General features: G+C 36.8%; 26 protein-coding genes and 1 pseudogene. 19 read left to right on the top strand and 8 right to left on the bottom strand.

Annotated elements, in window-relative coordinates; genetic code table 11:
- Positions 1–2 precede the first annotated feature (2 nt).
- From DW159_RS06640 to DW159_RS13860, 6 genes and pseudogenes are all read left to right on the top strand, one after another.
- The gene (locus tag DW159_RS06640) at positions 3–221 is read left to right on the top strand and encodes a methionyl-tRNA formyltransferase (RefSeq protein ID WP_117549579.1); all 219 of its coding nucleotides are present in this window, start codon (positions 3–5) and stop codon (positions 219–221) included.
- A gap of 348 nt (positions 222–569) precedes the next feature.
- A pseudogene (locus DW159_RS06635) lies at positions 570–881 on the top strand (23S rRNA (uracil(1939)-C(5))-methyltransferase RlmD); the annotation flags it as partial.
- A 31-nt stretch (positions 882–912) separates the two neighbouring features.
- Positions 913–1,284, top strand: a complete 372-nt coding sequence (locus tag DW159_RS06630) for a TnpV protein (RefSeq protein ID WP_117549577.1) — start codon at positions 913–915, stop codon at positions 1,282–1,284.
- 297 nt (positions 1,285–1,581) lie between these two features.
- Positions 1,582–1,716: a response regulator gene (locus tag DW159_RS14195; RefSeq protein WP_334294121.1), complete on the top strand. Its 135-nt coding sequence runs from the start codon at positions 1,582–1,584 to the stop codon at positions 1,714–1,716.
- A gap of 96 nt (positions 1,717–1,812) precedes the next feature.
- Positions 1,813–2,913: a YaaC family protein gene (locus tag DW159_RS06620; protein WP_117549575.1), complete on the top strand. Its 1,101-nt coding sequence runs from the start codon at positions 1,813–1,815 to the stop codon at positions 2,911–2,913.
- Between the two features lie 5 nt (positions 2,914–2,918).
- The gene (locus DW159_RS13860) at positions 2,919–4,103 is read left to right on the top strand and encodes an SEC-C metal-binding domain-containing protein (RefSeq protein WP_242992634.1); all 1,185 of its coding nucleotides are present in this window, start codon (positions 2,919–2,921) and stop codon (positions 4,101–4,103) included.
- Between the two features lie 110 nt (positions 4,104–4,213).
- Here the strand turns inward: DW159_RS13860 and mobQ are convergent, their stop codons facing one another.
- The 5 genes from mobQ to DW159_RS06590 form a co-directional block, all read right to left on the bottom strand.
- Positions 4,214–5,923 (bottom strand): MobQ family relaxase, encoded by a 1,710-nt coding sequence (gene mobQ / locus DW159_RS06610; RefSeq protein ID WP_117549573.1) that lies wholly within the window; start codon positions 5,921–5,923, stop codon positions 4,214–4,216.
- Between the two features lie 137 nt (positions 5,924–6,060).
- On the bottom strand, positions 6,061–6,282 hold the full coding sequence (locus tag DW159_RS06605; RefSeq protein WP_005362330.1) for a DUF3847 domain-containing protein: 222 nt from the start codon (positions 6,280–6,282) through the stop codon (positions 6,061–6,063).
- Between the two features lie 170 nt (positions 6,283–6,452).
- A complete protein-coding gene (locus tag DW159_RS06600) occupies positions 6,453–7,310 on the bottom strand; it encodes an ATP-binding protein (protein WP_117549571.1) in 858 nt (285 codons plus the stop codon).
- Positions 7,307–8,023, bottom strand: coding sequence for a replication initiator protein A (locus DW159_RS06595; RefSeq protein ID WP_117549569.1), 717 nt, complete (start codon positions 8,021–8,023; stop codon positions 7,307–7,309). Before DW159_RS06595 ends, DW159_RS06600 begins: the two co-directional genes overlap by 4 nt.
- A 24-nt stretch (positions 8,024–8,047) precedes the next feature.
- Positions 8,048–8,431, bottom strand: a complete 384-nt coding sequence (locus DW159_RS06590; protein ID WP_117549567.1) for an adenylate cyclase — start codon at positions 8,429–8,431, stop codon at positions 8,048–8,050.
- A 243-nt stretch (positions 8,432–8,674) separates the two neighbouring features.
- Here DW159_RS06590 and DW159_RS06580 point away from each other — a divergent pair, with 243 nt between their 5' ends.
- From DW159_RS06580 to DW159_RS06560, 5 genes are all read left to right on the top strand, one after another.
- Positions 8,675–9,400: a M15 family metallopeptidase gene (locus tag DW159_RS06580; RefSeq protein WP_226911820.1), complete on the top strand. Its 726-nt coding sequence runs from the start codon at positions 8,675–8,677 to the stop codon at positions 9,398–9,400.
- Between the two features lie 77 nt (positions 9,401–9,477).
- Positions 9,478–10,017 (top strand): RNA polymerase sigma factor, encoded by a 540-nt coding sequence (locus DW159_RS06575; RefSeq protein ID WP_005348545.1) that lies wholly within the window; start codon positions 9,478–9,480, stop codon positions 10,015–10,017.
- Positions 10,004–10,783 carry a hypothetical protein gene (locus tag DW159_RS06570; RefSeq protein WP_117549565.1) on the top strand — a complete coding sequence of 260 codons (780 nt, stop codon included), beginning with the start codon at positions 10,004–10,006 and terminating at the stop codon, positions 10,781–10,783. Before DW159_RS06575 ends, DW159_RS06570 begins: the two co-directional genes overlap by 14 nt.
- Complete coding sequence (locus DW159_RS06565; RefSeq protein WP_117549563.1) at positions 10,767–11,651, top strand: ABC transporter ATP-binding protein; 885 nt, start codon at positions 10,767–10,769, stop codon at positions 11,649–11,651. The genes DW159_RS06570 and DW159_RS06565 overlap by 17 nt, the downstream gene beginning before the upstream one ends.
- The gene (locus tag DW159_RS06560; RefSeq protein ID WP_117549561.1) at positions 11,644–12,834 is read left to right on the top strand and encodes an ABC transporter permease; all 1,191 of its coding nucleotides are present in this window, start codon (positions 11,644–11,646) and stop codon (positions 12,832–12,834) included. Before DW159_RS06565 ends, DW159_RS06560 begins: the two co-directional genes overlap by 8 nt.
- 100 nt (positions 12,835–12,934) lie before the next feature.
- Here the strand turns inward: DW159_RS06560 and DW159_RS06555 are convergent, their stop codons facing one another.
- Positions 12,935–15,181, bottom strand: coding sequence for a tetratricopeptide repeat protein (locus DW159_RS06555; protein WP_117550532.1), 2,247 nt, complete (start codon positions 15,179–15,181; stop codon positions 12,935–12,937).
- 249 nt (positions 15,182–15,430) lie between these two features.
- Here DW159_RS06555 and DW159_RS14025 point away from each other — a divergent pair, with 249 nt between their 5' ends.
- On the top strand, positions 15,431–15,565 hold the full coding sequence (locus tag DW159_RS14025; RefSeq protein ID WP_278320892.1) for a hypothetical protein: 135 nt from the start codon (positions 15,431–15,433) through the stop codon (positions 15,563–15,565).
- Between the two features lie 47 nt (positions 15,566–15,612).
- Here DW159_RS14025 and DW159_RS06550 read toward each other — a convergent pair whose 3' ends face one another.
- Complete coding sequence (locus DW159_RS06550) at positions 15,613–16,221, bottom strand: hypothetical protein (protein WP_005348504.1); 609 nt, start codon at positions 16,219–16,221, stop codon at positions 15,613–15,615.
- Entirely contained in the window at positions 16,214–16,399 is a 186-nt protein-coding gene (locus DW159_RS13855; RefSeq protein ID WP_014080774.1) for a hypothetical protein, read from the bottom strand. The genes DW159_RS06550 and DW159_RS13855 overlap by 8 nt, the downstream gene beginning before the upstream one ends.
- A 337-nt stretch (positions 16,400–16,736) precedes the next feature.
- On the opposite strand from DW159_RS13855, the gene DW159_RS06540 reads away from it, so the two are divergent.
- The 7 genes from DW159_RS06540 (at position 16,737) to DW159_RS06510 (ending at position 21,968) form a co-directional block, all read left to right on the top strand.
- Entirely contained in the window at positions 16,737–18,422 is a 1,686-nt protein-coding gene (locus tag DW159_RS06540) for a recombinase family protein (RefSeq protein WP_117549558.1), read from the top strand.
- Positions 18,423–18,612: 190 nt separating this feature from the next.
- Positions 18,613–19,206, top strand: coding sequence for a DUF6037 family protein (locus tag DW159_RS06535; RefSeq protein WP_242992633.1), 594 nt, complete (start codon positions 18,613–18,615; stop codon positions 19,204–19,206).
- 158 nt (positions 19,207–19,364) lie between these two features.
- Entirely contained in the window at positions 19,365–19,958 is a 594-nt protein-coding gene (locus tag DW159_RS06530; RefSeq protein WP_117549556.1) for a hypothetical protein, read from the top strand.
- A gap of 109 nt (positions 19,959–20,067) precedes the next feature.
- A complete protein-coding gene (locus DW159_RS06520) occupies positions 20,068–20,502 on the top strand; it encodes a DUF6572 domain-containing protein (protein WP_117549554.1) in 435 nt (144 codons plus the stop codon).
- Between the two features lie 61 nt (positions 20,503–20,563).
- Positions 20,564–21,082: a type IV toxin-antitoxin system AbiEi family antitoxin domain-containing protein gene (locus DW159_RS06515; protein WP_242992632.1), complete on the top strand. Its 519-nt coding sequence runs from the start codon at positions 20,564–20,566 to the stop codon at positions 21,080–21,082.
- Entirely contained in the window at positions 21,079–21,228 is a 150-nt protein-coding gene (locus DW159_RS13610; RefSeq protein WP_158547590.1) for a hypothetical protein, read from the top strand. Before DW159_RS06515 ends, DW159_RS13610 begins: the two co-directional genes overlap by 4 nt.
- 62 nt (positions 21,229–21,290) lie before the next feature.
- Complete coding sequence (locus DW159_RS06510) at positions 21,291–21,968, top strand: GDSL-type esterase/lipase family protein (protein WP_055271922.1); 678 nt, start codon at positions 21,291–21,293, stop codon at positions 21,966–21,968.
- Positions 21,969–21,991: the final 23 nt, after the last annotated feature.

Here is a 21,991-nt window from a genome sequence, read left to right as displayed (position 1 = left end):
TAATGTTTGTAGATAAATGGGAAAAGGAAAACAGAAACTTCAGAAAACAAGATGTCAGAGAAACGACATATTCATCAACGGTAGTTGGTGGTGAGAAGTTATTTCAGATTCAGACTTATGGAGCTGAAGGAAGCACGGGAAGTGCAAAGCAGACAATACAGTTTGATAAGCAGCGAGCTTTAGAACTGATAGACATTCTGAAAAAAGAGTTCAATTTGTAAGGTCGAGACGGTGAAATCCAGCAACTCAACACTGTGGAGTGTATTGGCCCATCAGCAGTCAGTGCAGCTTCTCTATGAGGAAATAAGTCAGCTTTTACTGTCTTAACTGTCGAGACAGTGACAAAAACACAGAAATGCCAAAATGCCTGCATTATTATAGTATCCAAGGGAATTACTCGACTGTTTCCCATAAACGCAGACAGTAAAGACCTTGATATAGATGTTGAAATTTACACAATTTTCAGATGTGAATCGGGATTTTTGGCAAGCGTGGACTTGTTTCCTTTTTGACATGATATGTTTCCGCGAACAGGCGGTTACTCTGACATCAATCAGGAGGTATCGTTCCATGTAGAGACGGTTGTTCTTTTGTCCCAACAAAAACCAGATGACACGATAGAGATCGACTTAGACCTGGACGAGCTGGATGCCACCAGTGCCGAGTTGAAAGCGACCTATCAGGAAATCAAAGATTATGTGTTGAAAGAATCTGGCTTGAAGGTTTCAAGTTTATATATTTCTCAGGTAAAACGCAAATGTGGAATTGAAGTGGGAGAAAACTATAATCTTCCAAAATCAGAAAATGCAAGAGTTCCACAATGTCCGAAAGAGAAAGAAGATGCTATCAAGGCTGCCCTGAAATATTATGCGATGATCTAAGGACATCGCTGATTTCAAGGAGGAATAACACATGAAAAGCACATTTGAAAAAATGGGTGGAACCAACACACTTGGCGCAGACGGAATTTACTATCCGAATCTTGTCAGTACAGATGAAGAACCGCATTATGGGAAATATGGAATGATGCGGAAAACATATCTGAAAGAGCATCGTCCGGTAATGTATTCACTGTATATGTTGGAAGACAGATTGACAGAACATCTGAATTCTGTGGACGATGAAGCACAGGAGAGAATGAATATTCTGGTGCGTCAGATGATGGAGAGGCAAGGCATTACGGAAGAAATGAAAGCTCGTGACCAGATGGAATGGGTCAGGGCGGTAAATAATATCCGAAATGCTGCAGAAGAGATTGTGTTGAAAGAATTAGTGTATATTTAAAGCGTGGAAAGCTCCTTCGGGAGCTTTTTGCTGCTTATAAGATAATTTCCGTTGGAGATTGTGATTTAACGGTTTGATTTATAAAACTGGCAATGATACAATTAATATAATTTGAAAGAAAGCAGAGTGAATTGATTGTTGAAGATGACAAAAATTAAATGATGGAATATGTCTGGTTTTAAAGAAAGATGCTTATTTCTTTTATCAGTGCAGAATTTTGCATGAGGCTAGAGAAATCTTGAAAAGGGAAGATATCATATTCATTTTATTGGATGTGGACTTGCTGGATGGAAATGAATTGATTTTGTAAGAGAAATCAGGAAAAATAGTCAGGTAGCGATTATTCTGCTTACTGTAAATAACATGGAAGTAGGCATTGTGACAGGATTAGAAGCTGGGGTGAATGACTATATTACGAAGCCATTTAGTTAATGGTTCTTCGTGCAAGAGTGTCTGTGCAGTTTAGAGATAAAAAACATACTATCAAATTATCCTAAAAACATCTAATAGGGAGGGTAAAGGCTAACCATGATAAATAGAGAAATATTTACAGAAAGTCCAGAAGATGATTTGTGGCGAGAACTACTACAATACTCATATCGAGCGAACGTTTCAAGATATTTAAAGGAACATTCCTTGGATGGGGATGAAGATACAATAAACACAATTATTGGGTCTTTCCTGCAGGCAAATGAATATTTTAAAGCAAGTAAGAGTGCAAATCTTCAGATATCGCCGCTACTTTTGTATTATGGAGCAACTAATCTGCTATTAGGATTGACTTCATTGATGACAGGTAAGAGACCTGAAATAAAAAATCATGGCATGACAGCAATAGATTCTACAATAAGTACATATATTGCAGAGGCTAATGTTGTTTTTGGAGATCCTAATACTGGAGGTATACATCAATTTGCGAGAATATTAGGGCTCGAAAAGGATTTGACAAAGTGTGGTGAATGGAAGATGATGGATTTCTTATCATCTATTGTTGAAATCGATCAGGATTATAGAAAATGTTATGCACAAGAAAATGGCAATACGCTTCTTCTTGATCTTTTTAATACACCAACAGGAACAATCGAACGATTATATTTAAACAAAGATAAGGTTGAAGCTATTGGTGCAGTTCTAAATAATGTTGAGGGGTTTGAGAAAAATTATCTTCCACCGCAAGTAGGACATGAACGTGAATCAGACAGGGATTATCTTATCTTAAGGAAAAAGATGTCAGGAAAAGATATTAAAATGATTTCCTTTTCCGGACAGCCTTACTTACAAGCTGGTATTATAAAGAATGGACAGTTGATTACATTGCCGCCTTTGTTTAATATGTATGCAGCACTTTTTATTATGGGATCGCTTTGCCGTTATCATCCAGAAAAATGGGGACCATTTGTACTAAATGACGAAACTGGCGAACGACTTCTGTTTGAGAAATTCTTGTATCTATCAAGGAGAATTATACCGAATATCGTTCTTAATCTATTAAATAACGATAATGTGGTTTATGTTACTCAAAAATACTCAATTAATGAAACTGTTAAGCATGTGGGTGAACATGAGATAAAAGAACTTATACAGAAAGAATTATATGCGGCAGAAGAAAAACGTAGATTAAAGAGATAATTAAGGTGGTGATAGCAGTGGATTTTAGATCTGAAGTATTCAAATTATGCAAGATAATACAGAAAAGAGCAGAAACAAATATTGTCAACGATACATATCTAAGGCTTTTTACTAGCAAATCTGAAGAATGTGTGATACCCCAATATTCAATGTTTCATGAGGCGGCAAAACACGGAAATAACCAGTTTTATGGGTATCTTTATGCTAATGAACATACGGATGATTATAAGACGGTATTACAAGGGATTACACCATTACCTGATAAGGACATACAGATATTTGCAAGAGCACATGCCACTATTTACGCTCTTATAAAAGAATGTGTTAAGGAGTTAGAGATTTCAAATCCTAAGATTGCGAAGGCATTGGACCCATATAGTAAATATAGACCTATAACTGCACCTGCAGGAGTCCCTTTCTTAGCTGAAAAGGAATATGAAAAAGCTGCGGAAGCGTTTCGAGAATCCAAACTATACAAAAAACTGATTAATTCATCGATTAATGCTTTGGTTGAAGAACTTAAACCTGATGACATACATACTATGTTTATGGTTTTGGAGAAGGAGATAGTAGCGTGTCCTTTAGATGTAGTGCCAGAAAGTATTAAACCACTAGAAAAATGTTTGGTAAAAAAATTTGAAAAAATAGAAGAAATATTACTGGCTGAAACTTTGATGATTTTCGCTCTTCAAAAATCATTGGAAAATGCTTGTAGTCTGTTGTATACAGCTTTAATTGGAGATGATTTACACGTATTTAACAATGACAACATATTTAACATTGATAAAAATTATAGTAATTCTCTGAGAAAGATTATACAATTATCTGCCATTGGAATTTTTTTGACTGGAAAATCAAATACGGTGGGAGATATTATGTTGGTTGACTGTGATCCTTCTCCTGAATATCATATGCATGAATTTGGGGTGATACAGTCGTATTCAGCAAGTTTTAATGGTGAAATAGGAAATACAAGCAAAGTTACAATGATGGTTGTTGATGATTTACTTAATCCATATCATCTTCTAACAAATAGAATTATTGATATGGCTTTTCCACCGTTGGTTAGAGAAGAGCTAAAAGATAGTAAAGATAAAAATATATCTGTAAAAAAGAAAATATCTCGAAACGAGAAATGCCCATGTGGAAGTGGATTAAAGTATAAATTTTGTTGTGGAAAGAATAAATAATAGAAATTGGGCTATAGGTATGAGACTGTAACAGCCGTTGCAGACAAGTTTCTCATTGGAATATAGAAAGGCGTATGGGTTTGAAGCAAATTCATACGCCTTTAAAGATACTACAATTCCATATCATGTGACTTTTTCTTAGATTGAACAGGCTGATTTCGTCGCATCTCCTGTTTCCTCTGATATTCAAGTTCCCAGGCACGATGGGAAAAAACATCAGGATCTTCCACATTGAGATAATCTACCTCATTGGCGGCAATATCACGGCGGTGATAGTCATAATACTTACCAAAAGTACCTTTGAGCTGCTCAATCAGCTTATCCCGGAAATCAGGACGTATCTGGATTCTGGTGTCCAGCAATTCTGTATACTGTTCAGGTTCAGGACGAAATTTTTCTTCCCGGAAAGCGGCGGCATCTTTTTCAAGCTGTTTTTTGAGCGAGATGTCCTGAGAATCCAGGATATCAAGATTGTTATTCATCTGGCCGTATTTCTTGGATAGATTCGTCATATCTTTATCGGTAGAGCATTCTGCCTGGAAGATTAGCTGCTCTTTCCTTGATTTCAGTTCTTCGATTTCTTCGGTAATAGTGGTAAGCTGCTGATTTAATTTTATATGCTGGATGGGATTCAAAATACTGGTTTTATCCTTTTGCACATTCAGTTCTTTCCGTTCCGTAACTTTAGCTTTGAGTTTCTTTTTAACTGTGTTGTATTTATTCAGTATTGGATTAAAATGATTCATCCAGTCATGGATCACTTCTTTTTGCATCTCATTGTGGAGCAAATGATATTGTGTAAAAATCATGTGATTGCGGATTGCTTCCAATGTTTCTGCTATTATTGGAATAGATTTTTCTACAGCCTGTGCCAGTTTTGCTACCTGGGCTTTTAATTCCCGGAGCATTTTGTTATCCGCACGAATCTGACGGTTGATTTCACAGCGGTCTGCTATCATGCCTTTCTTTTCCATATTCTGGGCAATGTAGCCTTCATGGATGGTTGGCTGTTCGGTGATTCCCTGATCTGCAAAGCTGCGGTGATCAATGGTAGCATTTATCTGATTACGTGCAAGCATTTCATTTACGGCATCTGCCCAGTTTGCCCGCCAGATACAAAGTTGTTCATCACTGTTCCATTGTTCGGAAATAGGATTCTGTCTGCCATATCGGCTGCTCTTGGGGTGTTTATCAATCCGTTCATATCCTTTTTCCTGTGCAACAGAGGAAGTCAGATATTCTTTCTTTTTCCCAACTTTATAGCGATATTGCTTTTCCCATCCCTGTTTCTGAGCAGTTTTAAATTCAGAAGCAGTAAATCCTCTTTCTTCCCCATTTTTTATACAGAGATATTCTTTTTCTGTTTTATACTGCCATGTTCCGTTTTCATTCAGTGGACGGACGGTAAGCAGAATGTGTGCATGAGGATTGTGTCCATCTGTATTGTGAATAGCAAAGTCAGCACACATGCCCATATCCACAAAATTCTTTTGAATAAAATTTTGAAGAAGAGAAATATTGCTGTCTTTATCCAACTCAACGGGGAGTGCGACAACAAATTCTCTTGCAAGTCGGCTGTCTTTGGTCTTTTCGTTTTCTTCCACAGCATTCCAGAGTTGTTCCCGGTCATTCCATTCCAATGGAGCCATTGAAGGAAGCATCACCTCCTGATAGATCAGCCCCTGCTTTCTGGTATAGTCATGCTGGATGCCGTCATAATCATTGTACATGCGGCTACAGCTCATATAAGCAGAAGCAGCAACAGCAGACCGACCGGAACCACGGCTGACGACTTTGGCTTGCATATGATAAATTGCCATATCTGGCACCTCCTTTCGATGTTGCCTGCAACAGCGGATAAAGCCCTCGGCAGAGCGCACGAGCCCCGAAGGGGATACCACTGCCTGATTTATCAGGTGGTGAGTAAGTGCGCCCTTCGGGAGTAGAACTTGTGCGTTTACATTCCCCGTAGCCGGATCATCAGCTCCCGTTTCAGGGAATCTAAATCCATTTCTTTAATATGGGGAACAATACTTTCCAGAATGGCTCCTTCCTGGACTAATCGGTGTGTTCTGGCATCACGTTCTTTTTTGCGATTTCTTGCTTCGGCTTCTTCCTGGCGGTGTCTGGCCTGTAAAAGTGCTTTTTCTTCCGGTGTCATGATTCTTTTATCTGCCATATCTGGCACCTCCTTTTTATGCCCGTATCCGGGCAGTTTTGGTTTTAAAATCTTTTGGTTTGGTACTATGGTTTTAGATAACTGACAGTGGCATATTTCTGGTAATAAATGAGGAAAGAAAGTAGTACCACTGTCAGTGAAAAGTAATCATTGTGTTATACTTCTTCGAGTCAATTCTGGTTCGGAGCATGATTGTTCAACAGGATTTTTTTCGCCTGTTTTAAATTAGCTGTTGCATTGTCCTGACGAATATTCCGGTTATTGATACGGACAGGAATACATCTCTCCAGAATACGGTCATAAATTCGTTTGTGTGCGATATCAGCGGCGTTATTCAGCTCGGATAAAGTGAGATTGGTCGTTATGATCAGAGGCTTTTTACTGCGGTAACGACTGTCGATCACATTGAATACCTGTTCCAGTGCAAAGTCAGAGTTCCGCTCAATTCCGAGATCATCAATAATCAGAAGACTGTAGCGGTTTAAGCTGTTGATGAACTGGTTTCTGTCTTCAAAATGCATTCCGGTAAGGGTATTCAGAATCCGGGAAAAGTTGGTCATCAATACAGGAACGCCTTTTTCCAGAAGGGCATTGGCAATGCAGCCTGCAAAAAAAGATTTTCCAGTACCGACATCACCCCAGATGAGAAGTCCGGAAGCGTTTGCTTTCATCTCTTCCCAGTTGCTTACATAATTGTGTGCCAGTTTTATTTCCGGATTGATGCCGTTATCCCTGGCAAAAGTGTAGTCATAGAGTGCTTTGTCCTGTAAGCCGCTGGTTTTAAGATGCTCTATTTCCATTTGTTTTTCATGAAGTTTTCTCTGGGCCTCTTCCTGCTCAAAGATTTCCTGCTGGCATTTACAGCGGATGGAAGGAATAAGAACCTTTCCCTGTAATTCATGCCGGCATTGTCTTGGCGTATTGCATTTGGAACAGTAGATCAGGTGGTCTGTTTCGTTAAAATATTCATCAGGCTGAAGTTCTCTGTTTGGTGTTATAGCATTTTCTTTTTCTGTAAATCTTGTCATAGTGTTTCGTATTCCTCACTTTCGTAATTCCTTTGCCGGGAAGCAGGATGATCCTGTCTTGCCCAACTGATGATGGTAGCTGCATGGTTCTGATATTGCTTTCCGGTAGAAGCCATATAACCGGATAAGCGTTCAATATAATCCTGCCAGTCAGGGATTGTATGCCGGATATTTTCCAGCTCTTTTTCTGACAGAAAAACATTTTGAAATTTTCCATAGGGTGAGAGAGGATCCTTACTCCCTCTTTTTTCTAAATTGTTCTTTTTTATCTCTTTCTTATTACCAGACAGTTTTCTGTCTGTATCAGGGAAAGAATCCTGTCTGTCAATAGGACAGTTTTCTGTCTGTCTTAGGGAAAGAAATCTGTCTGTATAGTGGATGGTTTCTTTTGGGAGTTTTACATAAATCCGATTAGGCTGTCCGGGTCCCTGCCGTTTTCGGAAGATAAGCTCCTGTTTTTCCAGTACTGCCAGAGCAGTTTTAACAGTCATCTGGCTTTTGTGGAGAACTTCTGCCAGTGCTTCAATCGTAAAGTAAATGAACACATGACCATCTGTATCTGACCAGCCCTCATTTTTCTGGGAAAGCCTTGCCCGGTCGAGCAGGATAATATAAAGCATTTTGGCAGTTTCGTTTATTTCCATGTCCAGAAGGAAACGGGGAAACATCATATAAGATGGCAGGTTGGTGTCTGCTGTCAGAAAGTCAGTCATGTGTTCACCTCCAATCAAAAGGGTTTATTCTCCAAGAAAATCCCAGTCTACATCACTATCTGGCTGTGAATTTTCAGGTGCTGGAAAGGACGCCCTGATTTGGGGCTCCCTTTGCACCATGCCTGCAGTCAGTCCAGAAAGAAAAAGTGGCAATGCCTGTTTCAGACTGTTTTCCACTGCATCTACAATCTGTTTCACAAAAAGTTCTTCCCGTTCTCTTGTTTCCAGATAAGGATCAGCCTGTGTGCGATAGTAGCGGTCAAAATAATCTACCAGTGCAAGAGAGATTACCTGACTGTAAGATTTAAAATCCTGCCTGTCCATCGTCTGTAAATATTCCCAGGCTCTCCGCTGCTGTTCTTTGTCCAGATTAAAGCGCAGGTTTGTGTTGCGGATATTGTTCTGCATGGTTTATCCCCTTCTTTTTTCGTATTGATTGATTCAGCAGGTCGTACCGGTGTGGTACTGCTCTGCTGTGGGATAAGCATACGAAAATCGGAGGAAAAAGGCATTGAGGGGAAATTGAGCTGGAATTGAGAAAAAATAAACTTTTTATTGATAAATAAGTTTAGATACTAACTCTTTTGTCGTTTTGGTTGTTAATTATATTAAAAGTAGAAATATTTTGATAATGAAAGTGTGGGAGAGAAAATGAACAAAAGAAGATACAGCAATCGTAGAAGAAAGAATATTTTACGAGTATTCATTCTTTTAATGACTATCATAATAACCGTTGTAATGTGGAGAACAATAAAAATCGATGTGCAGGTTGGAGAATTAACATTACCGAAAATTTTGCAGTCAGAAAAGTCCTTTGCAGACACTTCGGGTGAATGGAATCTTATTTTGGTCGATCGAAATCATTATATTCCAAATAATTATCAAGTAGAATTGACAGAATTATCGAATGGTAAAAAAGTAGATTCACGGATTTATCCAGAATTACAACAAATGTTTAATGATGCAAGAGCTGAGGGGCTGGCACTGTTTGTTAGAGAAGGATATCGAACAACAGAAGAACAACAAAAAATTATGGACGAGAAAATCAATGAATATGAAAAACAAGGATATTCTGCGAAAGAAGCAAAAAAAAGAGCCGAGAAATATGTTGCAATTCCCGATACAAGCGAACACCAATTAGGACTGAGTGTTGATATTAATGCGGATACCGACAAATGTTCTTCTGAAAAAGTATATCAATGGTTAGACGAAAATGCATATAAATATGGGTTTGTAAAACGTTACCCGGAAGATAAAACGGATATAACAGGAATTAGTAATGAACCATGGCATTACCGTTATGTTGGAACGACTGTCGCTAAAATAATGAAAGAAGAAAATTTATGTTTGGAAGAATATTTAGAAAAATATAAATAAAAACAAAAGAAAATCCTAACTTTTTTTATAGTAGGATTGTTATATTATTTAGAAAACAGAGGGAGGCAAATTTGCGAATGGAATACAAAACTGATTCTTTGTTAGTACATCTAGCAAGAGCAGGAGATGAAGATGCGTGTGAAAAACTGGTCAAAAAATATTACTCAAGTATATATCAATATTGTTTGCTACATATCAATGATCCCTATGAGGCAGAGGATTTGACACAAGAAGTGTTTACACGTTTCTTTTCCAATTTATATAGATATAAAGAATATGGAAAAGTTAAGAATTATCTTTATACAATTGCCGGAAATACCGTTAAAAATTATTACAAAAAGAAAAAAGATATTCCATCAGAGGAACTGCTAAAATCAGAGGACTGTAGTAAAAATCATGTAGAAGAGCTAGGAGTCCGATTAACTATTGAACAGGCAGTGAGAAAGTTACCGGAAGAAATTAGAGAAACGGCAGTTTTATATTTTTTTCAGGAATTGAAGCAAAGAGAAATTGCAGAATTACTTCATATCAAACTTTCTCTTGTAAAATATCGAATCGGAAGAGCAAAAGAACTTTTAATGAAAGAGTTGGAGGTGAAAAAAGATGAAGAATTATAAGCAACAAATAAAGGAATATAAAGAGGAGATTGAAGAAAAGTATGTAAGGGCTGAAGCAGAGAACAAAACAGTAAAAGCATGTCAGAATATTTTGTCAGAGTCGGTTTTATCGAAACAATCGCATAGAACATCTTATTTTGAATTTTTGTATGAGCAGACAAAATTCATAAAAAAAAGATGGTGGATTTTACAAGGTTGTGTTCTTATGTGTCTATGGATATGGTTGAGTAATTATACGTCAGACATAAAAGATATGATGAGGATTATGGGAATATCTGCCACAATATTTGTGGTTCTGATTATCCCGGAAATTTGGAAAAACAGAAGAAATGGTGCGATTGAGATTGAGCAGGCGTCTTATTACACACTGCGTCAGATTTGTACAGCAAGAATGTTAATGTTTGGAGTAGTGGATCTGGTGATCGTTATGGTGTTTTTGGCGATTACATATCAAACAACAATACTCTCGTTAAGTGATTTGGTGGTTAATTTTTTGCTTCCGGTAAATGTTTCATGTTGTATATGTTTTCGTGTATTGTACAGCAGATGGGAAAAATCAGAATATATGGCAGTGCTTTCTTGTCTGGTATGGGTTGGTTTATGGATGATGATTGTTGCAAATGATGTTATTTATCAGAAAATTGTAACTCCGGTATGGGTGGTTATGCTGATATTGACTTTTGTATATTTTATTTTTTGTGTTCAGAAGTCATTGCTATTTGATGAAAAAATTTTGGAGGATTACACGTATGAAATTAGAATTTAAAAATGTAACAAAACAATACGGAGAAGTAAATGCTGTTAATAAAGTGAATTGTGTTATGGAAAAAGGAATTTATGGACTGCTTGGAGTAAATGGAGCAGGAAAGACCACATTAATGCGTATGCTTTGTACGATTGTTCAACCATCAGAAGGACAAATATTATGGAATGGTAAAGATATATGGAAACTAGGAGGTGAATACCGAGAAGTTCTGGGATATTTACCACAGGATTTTGGATATTATCCAGATTTGACCGTATATGATTACATGATGTACATTTCTTCTATAAAAGGGTTAAAAATACCGTTTGCCAGAAAAAAAGTGAAGCAATTATTAAATCAAGTAGGAATGGAAAAATTCAGTAAAAGAAAAATGAAGAATTTGTCTGGAGGAATGGTTAGACGTGTAGGAATAGCACAGGCGATGTTAAACGATCCGCAAATTCTTGTCCTGGACGAACCTACCGCTGGATTAGACCCGAATGAAAGAATACGTTTTCGTAATTTAATTAGTGAATTGTCGGAAGAACGTTTGGTGCTCTTGTCTACACATATTGTATCGGATATTGAGTACATTGCGAATAATATTATGTTAATGAAAGATGGAGAACTTTTTTATGCAGGTACCGCGGAAGAATTAGTATCTTCTATGAAAGAAAAGGTATGGCAATGTAATGTTTCGAGAAGTATGATAGACAAATATATGAGTGAATATTTGGTTGGAAATATAAAAACAACAAAAACCGGAGCAGAGCTTAGAATTATTTCAATAGAAAAGCCAACAGAAGATGCTGTGGCTGTAGAAAAAAATCTGGAAGATGCATTTCTATTTTATTTTGGAGAAAAATCGGAGGAAAAACAAGATGCTTAAATTAGAATTAAAACGAATTTTTTCAAAGAAAATTAATGTATTTGCAATCGGATTGGCATTGATACTTGCTGTCATTTTTAGCGGATTTGCAGTTACAAGTAATCGCTATGTGGATGAGAATGGAAATGCTAGTACTGGAATTATGGCAACAAGAAAACTTACAGATAACAGACGAGCATGGAAAGGTACATTGACAGAAGATGAACTTGGAAAAGTTATAGAACAAAATAAAAATGCGATGACACAATCCTCAGAAGAAAATGCGATTTACGGAACGACATTACAACCGATAGATGATATTAGGGGTTTTATAATATCGGTATTAACACCGGATGCAGAATATGATGAAAGTGTTCTGAATCAAATTACAGAAGAAAATGTGCAAGAGTTCTATGACACTTATCATAAAAATATGGAAAAGATGGCAGAAGAATATGGAAAGACTTCTGTACAGAAAAAATACTTGGAAAAGAAATATAATGAAATAAAATTACCAGTAGAATACGAATCTTATAGTTCATGGGATACTATGATTATGTATGTAGAAACGTATTCTATTATTCTGGCAATCATAGTTGGTTTTATTTGTGCTGGAATATTTGCAGATGATTTTCAGACAAAAGCAGATGCAGTATTTTTCTCTACAAAGTATGGACGTACAAAAGCTGTTAAAACAAAAATACTGGCAGGAATAGCTACGACAGTTATGATTTATTGTATGGGAATTATATTACTTAGTGTGATTTGTTTTGGAATTATGGGAACCAGTGGTATGAATACACCTTATCAAATGTATCAGGCGTATAGTATTTACATTATGTCATATGGACAATACTATTTGTTGACAGTTGTATGTGGATTTATAGCCAGTATGCTGGCGGCTGTAGTGTCTATGTTAGTAGCAGCTAAAATGCATACAATTAGTGTCGCTGTTTGCATTCCGTTCTTTTTATATTGCTTATTGCCATTTATAGGACGGGCACTTTCTGGGTATACAACGCTTTTCAATTTGATACCAACAATTTTGACAAATGTACAGGCAAGTGTAAAAGTCCCACTTATTTATCAGATTGGGAATTGTGTATTTCGACAAATTTCGCTTGTAATGGTAATGTATACAGTGATGGCAATAGCCTTACTGCCTTTTATTTATAAGAGTTTTCGCAGATACGGAAATAAGTAAAAATTGTATTCATACTCATAAAAAACAAAGTAAGTAAAATATTTTCTGGAAAAATCAAAGCATAATTTACGGCGGGCAAGTTGCCCGCCGTAAATTATGCTTATTTTGTTAAAAGACCGGATAGATTTTTTCCAATGCAAAATCCAATCTGTGGATATAACTCCTGAATTTCCTGATATTTTGCTTCAATCATTTCTGGTTCATCAGCCCAGATCTTTTCATATATTTTGAAAGCTCTTTTAAAATGTGTTTTGGCTTGCGGAAGATTGGCAGTCATCAGATAAATGGTTCCAAGGGTTTCCTGTACTTTGGCATAATCCAGACAGTCATCGGAATGGTATTCCTTGATGATGCCGGATAATTTTTGCAATTCAGAGATGCCTCTTTCGGGTTCCCGCTGTTCTGTCAGGAACATTGCATAATTGGCAATCTGAGGTATGCTGTCATTTATATGAAGCAGGTTAAATTGGTCAAGCAGTGAGATACTTTTTTCAATGTGTTCTCTTGCAAGATCGGGATGACCGTTCATGCGGTAAAGTCCACCGAGATTGGCATGAAGGTTGGAAACAAGGCGAGCATTGTCAGCAGTGATATTTTCTATCTGGGCAAGTGCATCCTTTTCTAGTTTTATTGCTTTTTCAGGTTTGGTTTCAAGAGTTGCCTGAAAATCTAGTAATAATGCCCGGTCAGAGTCGGTTCCAATGTTTTTTGTCTTTAACAGCACCTTCAGTTCCTGAATGATTCCCTTCATACCTTTGTGATAGTTATAGTTATCCATGTATGGAAATGCATTTTCCAGAAAAAGCAGATACTTTGGCATATCATCTTTTTCAATCAATTCTATGATATTTCCGATTGTTTGAAATAGCTTTTTATAATAATCTACTTCCATTCCATGCATTAAACATATGTGCTGTAAAGAATCCAGCAACGTGTGACAACTACTTACAGATGGTTTTGTCTCTGAAATGGTGATTTCCTGAATCATCGGATGCAGAGAGATAGTGCGACGTTTTGTTGTTTGGACAAAACCAGTCTCAATTAAATCGTTGATCTCATCTAGTGTGGGCAATTCCAGCCATTTGGCAAATATACGGGCAGAAATACCGGTGGAAGGAAGAAAGCACATATTACACATGATATCCTGCTGTTTAAGAGATAAAGTGTATAACGAAAACAGCGTATGGATATGACTGTAATAGGTGGCTTTGCTGCTTTGTCCATCTTTGATTATTTTAATTTTATCTTCGTTATGGAAAGATGCTTTTTCCACCTGAAGTCTTGTTAATAACTGGTCTGGAGTTGAGATTCCATTTTCCAGAAGTTTTGCTGCCAGTTCCACGGCAAAAGTATGAGAGTGAACAGTTTCGATGATCTTTTCAACTGTTGGCCGGTACGTGTCTGCCTCTGAATAAAATACTGATGCCAGCTGGAAGAGAGCGTTCATATCCTCTATTTCTTTTAATGGCAGAGTACAGTATTCATCCAGTTTGCTTCTGGTTGTAAACAAAATCTGACAGCGATATTTTAATACTACTGACAGAAAGCTGTCCTGTGTGGCAGTGACATTAAAATTATCTATGATAAGCAGAGTATCAGATTTCAGGGAACGCAGAAAACGGTTATGTCTTTGAAACTGTTCCTGGTCAGTGCTTTCCGGCGGATCGTCAATAAAATCCATGTCAGTAATATCCTGATGAAGATTGCCGGTATATTCTACATAAAGGATATTGGTGTATTGCTTTATGTACCGCTTTGCGTAGGCTTTGGCAAGTTCACTTTTTCCGATTCCAGCAATTCCGCAAAGAAAAACATGACGGTTTTCCTCAAGCATGGTATATAATTCTTCCAGTTCTTTATCTCTTCCGATAAAATGACGGCATGGTTTCGGAACCTCACTGTCCATAATATAATCCAGCACAATGGGGGATAAAGCTCCTCCGGCGAGTAGCTTCTGATTTTTGGTATTACGTTTGATGAATTGGCGTTCCATGCCAAAAGAAATCAGTTTTGCAAGAAACAGCAGTCTTGAACTGGCTGGTTTATATAAGGGAGTCAGATTTTTCTTTTTCGCATCTGAGATGCTGTCATCCTGAATGAATAAAGTGTAAATATCTTGTATAGCCATATTACAGTCAGACATCAGTGGAAGAAGATTCTGGTGGATGGTATGGGCTAACTTTTCCTGATTGGATGGCTTGGAATAGTAAGCGGATATTTTAGGACTGATTTTAGCCTGACCAGTCATCCAGCGGCAAACCAGACCGTTATCCATTGAAAAATCCTGATTTGCCGGATCATCCATAAAATCTTCAAATAATTCGTATAAAAAATCAGGCTGACTCATTTGATTACTTTCGCTGATATGATTTTTTAAGCAAGTGCTAATAGAAGAAAAATCGCATCGATTCAATAGAAATTCCCCTTTCGTAGTTAAGATTGAGTATATCTATCATAGCACGAACATACATTCGATTCAAGAAAATGCGGATATTTTTAAAGTGATTGTGTCAATTTACAATCAATTTCTATTCAATGTGGTTTTCAGGCAGGTTCTGTAAAATAAGCTCAGAACAAACAATAACGGGAGGAGCTTATGCAACAGAATATTGAATTTGAGCGGTGCATTGATTTTCTGGTACGGATGATTGATAAGTACGGCGAAGAAGTCCTCCGGGAGTTGGAGGAAGAAAAACAGAATAAGGAAGAAAAAGAAGCGGCAGTTTTCTGAAATACAAAATGTAAATCAGACTGTCGCTTTTTTCATGCATTTTTAAATCAAATAAATTTTAAAAGCTGATGCAGAGTGTGTGGCTCATTATTCTGAGAAGCGGTAATACGCGTATCAAATGGCTTGAAATGATTTTGCGTATAAAAGCTCAGAAGAAATTCATTATCTTCGCATTCAAGAAATTCCATAACGCCACCTACGGAATATTTGAGACTGGATATGGTTTCCAGTGCAAATCCCAGTAGAATATTTCCAGGAATTCGTTTTTCCTTTGGAAGAGAATAGTTCTTTCCCAACTGGGCAATCAGGTAAGCTGCGGTAGTATAGGATTGTGTTTCTTCATCCAAAATACTGACACGGGACAGTTTTTTTGCCATTGTCTTGCTGATATTTGAAGCACGGACAGAGATTGGTTTTATTGTAAGTGAAAAATAACCAACCAGTGAAGCATCTTCAGCATCAAATACCAGATAAGTGATAGATTGATCTTTTTTGGTAAACTCAATCGCATTATGTAATAAAAAGTATTCCACATCGGGATTTTTGGGACAAGAAAAATCGGAGAGTAAGTCGTAAAGACTTTCCTCTCCGATATATGTCGGTTCGTCTTTATCCAAATATGCCCGAATATTAACGGTAAAATATTTATCAGACATGTTTTTTCTTCCTTTTTGACATTAAAGCTAAGATTTCCTGTGGGTTCGTTAACTGACGTCCGGGAAGTGTCTGCTTTGGTGTGCGGTCACGGTCGGCTTCGTCAATTGCTGCGACAAAACGCTTTACGCTATTTGGATTGGATACGACAAAATTATGAGTAATACTTGAAGTAGCCATACTAACACCTCCTCTTTTTTGGCTTTTTTGTGTATTTATAGTATATGCAATGTGTGATAAAAACACAATATCAAAAACAGAAATTATTTCTAAATAATTTTCAAGCCGGACATTTATTAGACGCTTCCGGTAAGCGAACAATATTTTCGAGCCAATCATTTATAAGTCGCCAATGGTGGGCGGGCAATATTTTGATAACAGAAATGCTCTGTATCTAACTTAATTATACGATTGGCGAAGAAATGCGTCAATACGGAAAATAAGTATTGAAAATAGTTGGAACAAGTACTAAAATAAGGTTGGGACAATAAGACAGAGTTATACTGCGAGGAAGATTATGAAGAATAAAAAGATTAAATGCGATATATATACCAGAGTATCCACAACCATGCAGGTAGATGGCTACAGTCTGGATGCTCAGAAAGAAAAACTCAAGAGATATGCGGAATTTCAGAACATGGAAATCGTAAATGAGTATTCCGATGAAGGTAAATCTGGAAAGAGCGTAGAGGGCAGACCGGAATTTCAGAGAATGTTGGATAATATTGAGAATGGCACAGATGAGGTGCAGTTTGTACTGGTGTTCAAGCTTTCCAGATTTGGTCGTAATGCGGCAGATGTTTTAAATTCTTTGCAGCGGATGCAGGATTTTGGAGTGAATCTGATCTGTGTTGAAGATGGAATTGACAGCTCAAAAGATAGTGGAAAGCTGATGATTTCTGTTCTGTCTGCGGTGGCAGAGATTGAACGAGAGAATATCCTTGTTCAGACAATGGAGGGACGTAAGCAGAAAGCCAGGGAAGGAAAATGGAACGGTGGATTTGCTCCATATGGCTATGAATTGGTAAATGGAGAATTGCAGATCGCAGAGGACGAAGCAGAGATTATTCGTCTGATCTATGATAAATTTATTCATACCAATATGGGAATCTCTGCGATTGCTGCATGGCTGAACCAGCATGGATATAAAAAGAAAAAACGACAGAATAATACACTGGACGCATTTGCCGCATCATTTATAAAAGGCGTTCTGGATAATCCGGTATACTGTGGAAAGCTGGCTTATGGACGAAGGAAAAACGAGAAAGTTTCTGGTACAAGAAATGAATATCGCATTGTAAAGCAGGAAAATTATATGCTGCACGATGGTATCCATGAAGGGATTATTTCGGAAACAGACTGGGAGCTGGCTCATCAAAAACGGAAAAAAACAGGTGTGAAATATGAAAAGACACATAGTCTCGATCATGAGCATATCTTATCTGGAATATTGAGATGCCCGTTATGTGGAAGCGGTATGTATGGGAACGTGAATCGAAAGAAAAAGAAAGACGGAACCTTATATAAGGATTATTTCTATTATGCGTGCAAACACCGTCGCCTGGTAGATGGTCATAAATGTGGATATCGTAAACAATGGAGTGAGGAGAAGATTAACAATGCAGTGGAAGAAGTTATTCGGAAGCTGGTGAAGAATCCGAAATTTGAAGAAGCAATTCTGAATAAAATCGGTTCAAGAATAGATACAGAAGAAATAGAAAAAGAGATTGAAGGACTGGAAAAACAGCACAGACAACTGACCGGAGCAAAAGCAAGGCTTGGACAGCAGATGGATAGCCTGGACATCATGGATAAATTTTATGAAAAGAAATATCAGGATATGGAGACACGCTTATATCGTCTGTATGATGAAATTGAAGGCGTGGAGAACAGTATAGAAGAAGTCAAGAATCGCCTGCTGAATATCCAGCAACAGAAAATATCAGAAGAAAACGTCTATCAATTTCTTTTATATTTTGATAAACTATATGATAAGTTCACCGACCTGGAGAAGAAAGAATTTCTTAACAGCTTTGTGGAACAGGTGGACATTTACGAGCAGGAGCAGCCAGATGGCAGATTCCTGAAGCACATAAAGTTCCGTTTTCCGGTGTATTTTGGAGACAGAGAGACACAGGAACTTTGTTGGGACAATGAAAGTACCGTTGAAACAGTCTGCCTTCTGTCGAGAAAAGCTCAATAAATCAAAGGATTTTGCCATTTGGGGAATAAAATAGATGTGCGTTTCTGTTTCCGTAGAGTGATGATATAAGTGGAGGTTTACCCCAGGGGATAGGCTTGGGGGAACAGGAGATATACATTTTGGCGAAAGGATACTTTTCGCCAAAGTGATATAATGAAATTGATATTGGTATAAGAACGAAGGTGATTGGATGAAAATGTTTGAATTTACTGGATTAAGAACCCTGCATAAAGACATGATGAAAAAGGGAGAAGAGAGAGCAACATTTCCATTTGGGTTTAATGGAAAAATTTTTAGTTGTATTTTCTTGACGGATATAATTCCATACCGCTTGTATTTGACAACTTTAGGATTATATCCGGTGGTATTTGAATTGGAAATAGAGAAAGGGTATAAGGCCAAATGTTTTATTGATGATTATAAAAAATTGGTAGATTATCTTGAAATAAAATATGATCCAACGCATAAATTTGTTCCGCTAGACTTTTTTGAAGCGTTAAATAAAAGAATTCCTAAAGAATTTATGATGCGCCCAGATTATAAAGAGACATTAAAAATTGCTTCTAAAAAAAGAAAAATTGAAGAAGAAGCTAAGGTATATTTTTGTGGTTGGAGAAGGAACGCAGCGGGGCAGAATGTACGAGAGAAAAATCTTGAAAAAACGAGAAGCGCATTTGGAGATGCAAAGGCAGAAATGTGTAAAAGAAAAAATATTAGTTCCTGTTGGACAGATTGTGCCTATGAAGAAGAATTGAAAAAATTGAATGATATAATTACAATGTGATTTAGAAAAGATATACTTTTTTGTGGTTTTGGAGGCAATAAGATGACTACAGAGTTAGAGCACAAGCCGCTACTTGACGGGAATGAACCAAATGGGCCCCATTGAAAGATACGAGGAAGCAGTTAGGCAGAGATATTAGTTTAAGCGGAGGATGGATCATGAGCTTTTTAAAGTTATTACATGGTACGAAAAAAAAGAAAGATTTATTTGATATTGCCTGTGATTATGATGGCTATGACATTGTTTATGAAGAAGAGACAACTGACATAAATTTGTATAAGTTTTTTAATGAGATTATCACTAATTCAAGATATGACATCACAGTTCTGCCTGAGTATCGATTATTAATGGAAAATAATACAGAAGATGCATTTAATGAGTTCTATGATGCATGGGTTGATGCATTAATTGATCGGGGGTTCCTGTTTCATTTGGATGGTGAGGTGTCTATGGAGCAGTTTACGAAGGGGATTAATCGTATATTATCCAATATTGGATGTGAGAAACAGTTAGATTTGACTTTATTGGATCGGATGTATCAGGAAGAATTACAAAACTACTGTTTAAATGGGAAGGAGATTCATGAAGAAATCAATTATGATATTTTACAAAGCAATGTGATTGCTCGTGAATTGAGGTTGATAGGTTACGAACTAATAAGTTTGTTCAATGGATTTGATAATTACGATAAAGCTGTTATTCCTATTATAAAAATAGATGATTTAAAAGGAATTGAATCTATATTTAAGTAAAAATGATGAAAGCTATTTTGATATAGTTCTGAATTCGGAAAGGAGAATGGTACTATAGCAAAGAGAAAGACGCTGCCGAAGGATTTTGAGCAATTGGTAGAGGCTGGAAATGAGCAGGAAATCAAAAGTGTATTCGAAAAATGCGACATCAATGCATACGGAGGATACAATAAAGGAAATAGGTGATGATATGGAGTTAGAGAATAACGATGATAAGTTTAATATTGAAAAAACAGATACCATTGATGGCTTGGCATATGAACAAGACACCTCCAGCTTGTTACTTCTTCTTACAGACGGAATGGACTGGTCAGATATGAATCGACATTTATTGCTGTTGCAAGATAAACTCAATACCTATATCTGGTACATAGATTCAGGACAATATAAAGAAAAGTACCCAAATGTTAAAAGCGTAGAACTGCGTGTTAGTTTTTTGTTTGAGGAACCAGAGATATGCCGTAAGCTTTTAGAAAGAGCAAAGCAGGTGTTTGTCGATGTATTTGAGAATGTTGAGATGATTGTGGAGCATGGAACAAAATAGATAAACGGTGCTAAATCAGAAAAACATATGAAGGAAAATGTTGCTGTCATATCAGGAGTGTTTGGAAAAATATGGAACGGATTATAAAATTAAAAAATGTGTTCAAGAAGGGGAACTGTATGTAAAAGAAAAAGGCATCTATTCTGATAAGAGATGTGTGCCGGAGCTGGAGATTATTTCTAAGAAATATCCCAATGCAATTATAACTCTGAATAGTGCCTTTTATTACTATGGATTGACGGATACCATACCAAATTTTTATTATGTTGCGACACCGAAAAATACAAGAAAAATCAGCGATGAAAGAGTGAAGCATTTTTATGAAAACAGCGAAGCATTTGATATGGGCAAAACTACAATGAATTATGATGGTGTGGATATTGTAATTTATGATAAAGAGCGTCTTCTTGTGGAACTGATACGGAATAAAAGAAAATTTTCTTTTGATTTGTACAAAGAATTAATTGCAAGTTATAGAAAGATTGTTCATGAACTGGATATGACTTTAGTTGCAGAATATGCGTATGAATTACCAAAGTCAAACATGGTAATGGAGACACTTAGATTGGAGGTTTTATGATGATAAATATACAGAAGCTTATTGAAGAAGCAAATGAAAATGGTTATCAGGGAGATAAGGCGTCAGCGAAAGTGTGTCAGGATATTGTGTTAAAAGCGTTATCGATTGGCCCATTGAGTAGAAATGTTACGATTAGGGCCGATTAGGTTAAGAATAGACTAGAACGTCGAGAAACTTTGAAGAAGAGAGGAAAGTAGAGGGGACTTCAATGAAAAATAAAGTAAAATTTGTATCTATTTTGGGTGATTCTATAAGTACATATTCAGGATATAATCCGATTGGATATAAGGTGTTTTATGATGAGTACAACTCTTTAAGAAATGACATGACATCGGTATATGATACATGGTGGGCAAAGGTAAACCAGTTCATTAACGCCTACATTTGTGTTAATAATTCTTATTCTGGAAGTAAGGTTACAGGTGAAAAATTCCCTAGTGGAAATTGTGATCAGCGTACATCAAATTTGCATACAGAGCAGTACACACCTGATATGATTCTAATATATTTAGGGTTTAATGATTTTGGAAACGGTGTTCATATTACAAATGATAAGTTGGGAAGCCCCTCATTTTTCTCGTCCTATTATAATATGTTGCAAAAGATAAAGATGAATTATCCGAAAAGCAGAATTATATGTGGGACATTGATGGAAAGTTATATGAAAGGCGATAATAGTTGGAAATTTCCACATAAATGGGCTGGTGTATCGATATATGAATACAATGCGGCAATAAAAATTGCTGCAGAAATTGCGGGAATTGAAGTTGCAGATCTGGCATCACAGAATTTACGTTATGAAACATTAGACGGATCACACCCTACAAAAGAGGGGCATATAACTTTGGCAAAAGCATGGATTAATTGTTTGAAAAAAACAGTATAACAGATGGAGATAAGGAGGAAAAC

It is taken from the genome of Coprococcus sp. AM14-16 (assembly GCF_003434675.1).
GTDB lineage: Bacteria > Bacillota > Clostridia > Lachnospirales > Lachnospiraceae > Coprococcus > Coprococcus aceti.
This window is presented reverse-complemented; position numbering and strand designations above follow the sequence as displayed.